This window comes from Shinella sumterensis, assembly GCF_004514425.2.
Classification (GTDB): Bacteria; Pseudomonadota; Alphaproteobacteria; order Rhizobiales; family Rhizobiaceae; genus Shinella; species Shinella sumterensis.
In genome coordinates this window covers 1-6,386 of sequence record NZ_MYFN02000036.1, presented here as the reverse complement: position 1 = coordinate 6,386, position 6,386 = coordinate 1, and the positions used below count along the sequence as shown (strand labels likewise).

At 58.5% G+C, this 6,386-nt stretch carries 5 protein-coding genes and 1 pseudogene; 3 read left to right on the top strand and 3 right to left on the bottom strand.

Annotated features, from left to right (window positions below):
* Nucleotides 1–365: pseudogene (locus B5M41_RS26535) on the bottom strand (IS5 family transposase); the annotation flags it as partial.
* Between the two features lie 378 nt (nt 366–743).
* Nucleotides 744–1,481 (bottom strand): TetR/AcrR family transcriptional regulator, encoded by a 738-nt coding sequence (locus tag B5M41_RS26530; RefSeq protein WP_230640382.1) that lies wholly within the window; start codon nt 1,479–1,481, stop codon nt 744–746.
* A 108-nt stretch (nt 1,482–1,589) separates the two neighbouring features.
* On the opposite strand from B5M41_RS26530, the gene B5M41_RS26525 reads away from it, so the two are divergent.
* Genes B5M41_RS26525 through B5M41_RS26515 form a run of 3 tightly spaced genes read left to right on the top strand, consistent with a single transcriptional unit; the run spans nt 1,590 to nt 5,979 of the window.
* Nucleotides 1,590–3,707 (top strand): TonB-dependent siderophore receptor, encoded by a 2,118-nt coding sequence (locus B5M41_RS26525; protein ID WP_134653227.1) that lies wholly within the window; start codon nt 1,590–1,592, stop codon nt 3,705–3,707.
* Between the two features lie 7 nt (nt 3,708–3,714).
* Complete coding sequence (locus tag B5M41_RS26520) at nt 3,715–4,839, top strand: ABC transporter substrate-binding protein (protein ID WP_230640380.1); 1,125 nt, start codon at nt 3,715–3,717, stop codon at nt 4,837–4,839.
* Nucleotides 4,840–4,857: 18 nt separating this feature from the next.
* Nucleotides 4,858–5,979: a siderophore-interacting protein gene (locus B5M41_RS26515; RefSeq protein WP_134653223.1), complete on the top strand. Its 1,122-nt coding sequence runs from the start codon at nt 4,858–4,860 to the stop codon at nt 5,977–5,979.
* 192 nt (nt 5,980–6,171) lie between these two features.
* Here B5M41_RS26515 and B5M41_RS26510 read toward each other — a convergent pair.
* Nucleotides 6,172–6,386, bottom strand: a 215-nt coding sequence (locus B5M41_RS26510; protein WP_230640030.1) for an integrase core domain-containing protein, incomplete at its 5' end; no start/stop codon positions are given.

The window sequence follows — 6,386 nt, the reverse complement described above, 5'->3', positions numbered from 1 at the left end:
CCCGCCTTTTGTTCGCCCGATACGGCGGGGAACATCCCCTTTTTGAGCAGGCTCGCCGCGGTGCGGTGAGCCTTGAGATGCGTCGCGTCGATCATGATACGCTCGGGTTTCGGCCCTTTGCCGGCGAGAACGGCGAAGATCCGGTCGAAGACGCCGAGCCGGCTCCAGCGAATGAAGCGGTTGTAGAGCGTCTTATGCGGACCGTAGCCAGTCGGCGCGTCCTTCCACCGGAGACCGTTGCGAATAACGTAGACGATGCCGCTCACCACCCGGCGGTCATCGACCCTCGGCACTCCGTGGGACAGCGGAAAGAACGGCGATATCCGCGCCATCTGGCGCTCGCTTAGCAGAAACAAATCACTCATCAAGGCCTCCTATTGGAAGCCGTGAAGCACATCTCAAACGAAATTAATAGGTCCTGAGCCTAGCCGAGTGCAGAATAACTACTTGGGGGCCGTCAGCGGATTGCCCGTCGCAGGACGGCAAACCAGGAAAGCGAACATGTGAGGCGACAGAAACAGAACGGTTTTGGCGACCTTTACGGTCTCTGCGTGCCTGCTGAACGGAATAGCCTGCTTCATTCATTCCTCGGCACCATCATTGCTTCGCAGGTAGGTCGCCATTGCAGGCGTGAGGACCATACCCGGCGAAACCATGTTGACACGAATGCTTTGCCTTTTCAGGTCAGTCGTCCGGGTCCTTGCGAACGACCGATGCAGGCGCAGTCACAGCGGAGAGCCAGCCTAAGATTGGTTCCTTGGTGTTACTCCCTTGAGGAGCCAATCCCACGTCCGGTCGAAGTGTGAATCGACGGCCTTCCTCGTGTCGAAGTCACCGCTGCCCATCATTGCCGAGGACGTGGGCAGCGCGACCAGACAATGGATCAGATGGCTGGCGATCGCATCTGCTTCACCATCGGCAATCATTCCGGCATTTTGTGCCTCGCTGACTGCTTGGATCAGTCGGCCCATGATCGGATCCGGTTGCGGCGGGATTGTTGCATTCTTCTCGAACACGACGGCTTCGCTGAAGGTGATGCGCTTCAAAGCGATCAGATCAGGTTCCATGTTGATGTGCAGGAGTTCGCGCAAGAGGGCCTGCAAGCGCTCTAATGCATCCCCTTCCATATGCGGCAAGTCCTCAAGTCGCGCCACCGCGCGCTTGTGGGCCTGCGCAACAACGGCCTCGAACAGAGCGACTTTCGAGGGAAAGCGCCTGTAGACCGTGTCCTTTCCCGCCCCGCATTGCGAAGCGACCTGTTCCATCGATGTGCCAGCAAAACCCCTGCTGGCGAATAGCAACGTTGCTGTCACTATGATCCTTTCGGCCGCCGCATTCTGCATGTCCTTCGAGGGGCGGCCTGATCTGACGAGCGTCTCCGATTTCCGCGATGCCATTGTTTCTCCCTTGCCGTTCTCCCGGCGACGTCTTTGGAGTTCGTCGCCAGAATTGCCAACAACAAAGTTGACAATATTGATCATCTTATCTGGACAGGACGGTCCCGTTTGATTTAATAGCCTATCAGATACCGCAAGCTGCGACCATGGGGGCGTTTCGTGAAGCACAGCATTTCCCTAAAACAGATACTGATGGCATCGACCTTTATCTTCGTTGTCAACCAAACCTGGGCCCAGGACGAAAGCACACAACTGGCGCCTATCCTAGTGTATGGCGACGGCACCGTTGACGACTCGTCCGGCAGCATAGTCGTCAAATCGGCACGATCGGCTACCAAGACCCTGACTCCCGTCGCAGAGACACCGCAATCCATAACGACCGTCACGCGCAAACAGATCGATGACCAGAACCCCCAAACAGTGAGTGAGGCACTGCGCTATACGGCAGGCGTCCTTTCCGATCGGGATTCGAATTCGCGCTATGATTCAGTATTTCTCCGTGGCTTCGGCGCATTCGGCACCGCCACAAATTATGTCAGCTATCTCGATGGCCTGAAGGTGCAGCGAGGGCAGGCCTTCGCCACTCCGTCTATCGATCCGTTCTTCCTGGATCATGTGGACGTACTGAAGGGGCCATCTGCCCTTCTCTATGGGCAGATCAGCCCTGGCGGCCTCGTCAATCAGGTTAGCCGAGAGCCATCCGACATCCAATCAAACGAGGTCCGCCTTGAGGTCGGATCGGACGGGCGGGTTCAGAGCGGATTTTACTCTACTGGACCTGTCACCTCCGATGGCACAGTGCAGTACGGGCTTGGGGTCATCGGCCGATCCTCGGGCACGCGCTATGACGATGTCGATGAGCAACGCCTTGGCGTGATGCCATCGTTGAAGTGGGAGCCGGACGCAGACACGTCACTAGTGATCTCCGGTTATTATCAACGGGATCCGGAAGGCGGATATTTTAATTCCCTGTATCCGAAATTTTTGGCGCCTGCAGGCTATGCCGGTTTTTTGGCGCGCGACCTCAATGTTGGAGATCCAAACTACGACGCTTTCGAGCGCACCCAACACGGCGTTGGCTATAGGTTCGAGCACAGTTTTGATGAACAGGTGACTGTACGTTCGAACTTTCGGTATTCCGGCGTTGAGACAGACATGCAATCGCTCCAGATGAACGGCCCGATGTCGGCAGCCGGTCTCATCCCTCGCTGGGCTGTGCATTCCATTGAAGACGCGAGTGGTTTTTCGTTCGACAATCAGGCGGAGTTTAACTTCGAGACTGGCGCCGTGCGTCATACGCTTCTTGCAGGCCTCGACATCCAGCGCTCCGGCAGCAGTTGGGAGTATCTGCTCGGTGGCGCAACATCGCTTGATGTCACCAACCCCGTTTATGGCCAGCCGGTCGGCCCGTTCATGACTGCGATCAATAGCGATCAGACACTTCGCCAGACGGGCATCTACGTTCAGGACCAGGTAGAAATCGGCGACCTACGCGGTGTCTTCGGCGTCCGGCACGACTGGGCAGACCAGGAAACGGACAATCGCCTCACCGGCACGTCAACCGATCGATCTGACAGCGCGACGAGCTATCGAGCGGGCTTGCTCTATCTGTTCGATAACGGCATAGCGCCCTATGTCAGCTACTCCACCTCATTCGAGCCGACGACCAGCCTGGGAGCTAACGGCAATCCGCTGAAACCGACGGAGGCGGAACAGTACGAGGTGGGTATCAAATATCAGCCGGCAGGGCTGGACGCCATCTTTACCCTATCTGCCTTCGACATCCGGCAGCAGAACGTCGTCTATTACAATGCCTCAACCGGCTTCAACGAACAGCAGGGCGAGATCCATTCGCGCGGCGTGGAATTTGAAGCCAGAGGTAGCCTGACCAGCAATCTTGAACTGATTGCTGCGGTGTCTCTGCTCGACACGGAGGTTTCCGAATCCGGCATCGCGTCGATCATTGGCAACCGTCCTCAGGCCGTGCCGCGCTACTACGGTTCGCTCTGGGCAAACTACACCATCGACACCGGCGCACTGGAAGGTTTGAGCATTGGCGGGGGCGCACGCTTCGTCGGCTCCAGCTACAGCAATGACGCAAACACGGTGAGGGCGGATGGCTACACGCTGTTAGACGCAGCGCTCCGCTACGATTTTGGAGCGAAGAACCCAAGCCTGAAGGGGCTTCAGGCAACACTCAATGTCACGAACCTGCTCGACAAGGAATATTATTCCTCCTGCAGTTCTGAATATTATTGCCAGTACGGCAACGGCCGCACGGTCCTGGCCGGCCTGAGATACAAGTGGTGAGGCGGCCGTGACTTTCACAAGACGCCGATTTTGCACCTCCATCGCCGCCGCCGGCATCCTCTCGGGGATCCGGCCCGCCGCGGCGGAACGACCTCTGACCGTGACGGATATGGCTGGGCGTGAGGTGCGACTGCCCGCACTGCCAAAGCGGATCATACTTCTGGAGGCACACGACCTCCTGACCATGTCCCTCCTGCATGCCGATCCCGCCTCGCTCGTCGTCGGCTGGGCGGCTGTCGATCGTATCGACAGCGAGCAACTGCAAAAGGACCTGCTCAACGGCCATCTGGCCAGCACCGTCGGCAAGCAGTCTCCCGATACCGTCTCATTGGAAGGGGTAATTGGTCTCGCGCCCGATCTCGTCGTCACGACATCTTTCATGACGCCGCAGGGTGACGCCGATCCAATGGTGGAAAGGCTGAAACAATTCGGCATTCCGGTGGTCTTTAGCGATGCGTCGAGCAATGCCAATACCGGCGCGCAGACAGCCGATCCTGTTACCGCGCTCAGGAACTCGATGAAAATGTGGGGCGTACTCCTCGGCGCATCTGGCAAGGCAGAGGCGTTCACCTCCTTCTTTGAACAGGAATTGGCAGGGGTCACCTCGCGCCTTGCAGGCACGACACCGGTCACGACCTATCTGGAGGTCCAGTCCACTCTTGACGACTGCTGCTGGGCGGCAGGGCGGAAGGTCTGGGGCGATCTTCTGGCACTTGCCGGCGGACAACCCTTGCCAGGCGTGACCGCCCCCTGGTTCGAAAAGCTCTCGCTCGAATATCTGCTGTCCACGCCCCACGATGTCTACATCGCCTCCGGCGGTGGATGGGCCTCGGGCAGCCGCCCCGCGATCGGGCCTGGCATAGACCCCACCCTGGGCCGGCGAGGTTTACAGCGCCTGATCGACGGAAGGCCCGCGTTCGACCACTTGCGAAGCGTTCGCGCGAAGCGCGTTCATGGGATATGGACCGGGCTGATCACCAATCTTCCGCTCAACATCCTCTTCGTAGCCCAAGCCGCCAAATGGCTGCACCCCGAGCAATGCGTCGATCTCGACCCTGCGGCCATTCTCGATCGCATCAATAGCGATTTCGCGGCATTCCCCATTGAGGGACCGTTATGGGCCTCCATCTGAGTTCAAGGAGAAATCCGGATGTCACTGATCATCAACAAGCGATATCGCGCAAGCGCCGTGGTGCCGTTTGCAAACATCGGCGAATACGTCGAGCCGATCGTCGACTCGATCGCGACGCACGACATGACCGTTGAGGAAGCCGATGGTGTTCATCATATCCGCTCACCGTTCGGTACCGCCACGTTCGAAGCGACCGGAAACGGCTTCAGATTGACGGCCGAATCGACGGATGCAGGTGGTCTCAATCGGCTGAAGCATGGGCTCGTCGGACCTATCGGCTTTATCGCCGCCCGTGAAAAACTGGAAATCCAGTGGGAAGGCGATTATGCCGAACCGGCCCTGCCCGCCGACCTGCGCATCCTTCATGTGAAATCCGTCGAAGACATTGCGCCGCGCTTCCGCCGGATCGTGTTCCAGGGGGAGAACCTGGAGCGGTACGATCGCGACGACCAGTTCCACTGTCGGCTCATCTTTCAGCCGCGTGGCACGACCCAACCGCGATGGCCCATGCTCGACCACCGCGGCTATATCGTGTGGCCCGATGACGAAGCTGTTCCGACACGAGTCTACACGATCCGGCATATCGACGTAGCAGCCCAAGACATCACGATCGACTTTGCCCTTCACGCGAACCCCGGTCCGGCTACCCGTTGGGCCATGGATGCGCGGCCGGGCGATCTTGCCGGTATCCTCGGTCCGGCCGCCAATGGTCCCAAATCCGCAGAATTCTACGTCCTGGTCGGCGATGAAACGGCTTTGCCGGGTATCGCCAGGTTCCTTGAAAACCTGCCCATCACCGCGACCGGCCATGCGTTCATCGAGGTGGATACCAAAACAGACGAGTTACCGCTTCACTGTCCGGCCGGCATGGCGGTCGTCTGGCTGCACCGCAACGGCGCCGACGCCGGCACGACGACGTTGCTGGAGGATAGCATCCGCGCGATAAAATGGCCTGAGCCGCTCGATACGGCCTTTGTCTGGGGCGGATGCGAGCACAAGGCGTTCAGCGCTATTCATCGGCATCTGAAGAAGGATGTCGGTCTTCCCCGTGATCGCTTCGTGCTCTACTCGCACTGGCATAGGCACCTCAGCGAAGAAGAAATTATAACCGCAGGAGCAGAGACCTACCTGCCACAGTGAAAGCCACAACAGCTCTCTTTCATCGGTCTTGAAGGGAATTCGTCTCAGTCGTAGTCGAGACAATGAAGCGTTGCCGTCAGCCTGCATCTTCCCGAACGGCCGCTGACCAAACATGCCTTGCTGGGCGCCTGTCCGATCGCTAATGCTTTTCGGCGCTTCCTGGAGTGCTCCCCATTTCACCGGACAGATCGGCTAGTTTGATTTAGCCCTGATGAACTGCCGAGGGGAAGCCATCTTGAGTGCGGAATGGGGATGGATTTCGTTGTAGTCTTCGATCCATCCGTCGATGAGCCGGAGCGCCGTTTCGGCGTCTGGCAGAGCTGATATGCGCACGTAATCCCGTTTCAGGGTTTTGACGAATGCCTCTGACATTCCGTTCGACTGGGGACTGGCGACCGGCGTGAAGC

Coding starts and splice junctions, on each gene's coding strand:
- B5M41_RS26530 (WP_230640382.1), bottom strand. CDS start 1,481: ATGATCAATATTGTCAACTTTGTTGTTGGCAATTCTGGCGACGAACTC.
- B5M41_RS26525 (WP_134653227.1), top strand. CDS start 1,590: ATGGCATCGACCTTTATCTTCGTTGTCAACCAAACCTGGGCCCAGGAC.
- B5M41_RS26515 (WP_134653223.1), top strand. CDS start 4,858: ATGTCACTGATCATCAACAAGCGATATCGCGCAAGCGCCGTGGTGCCG.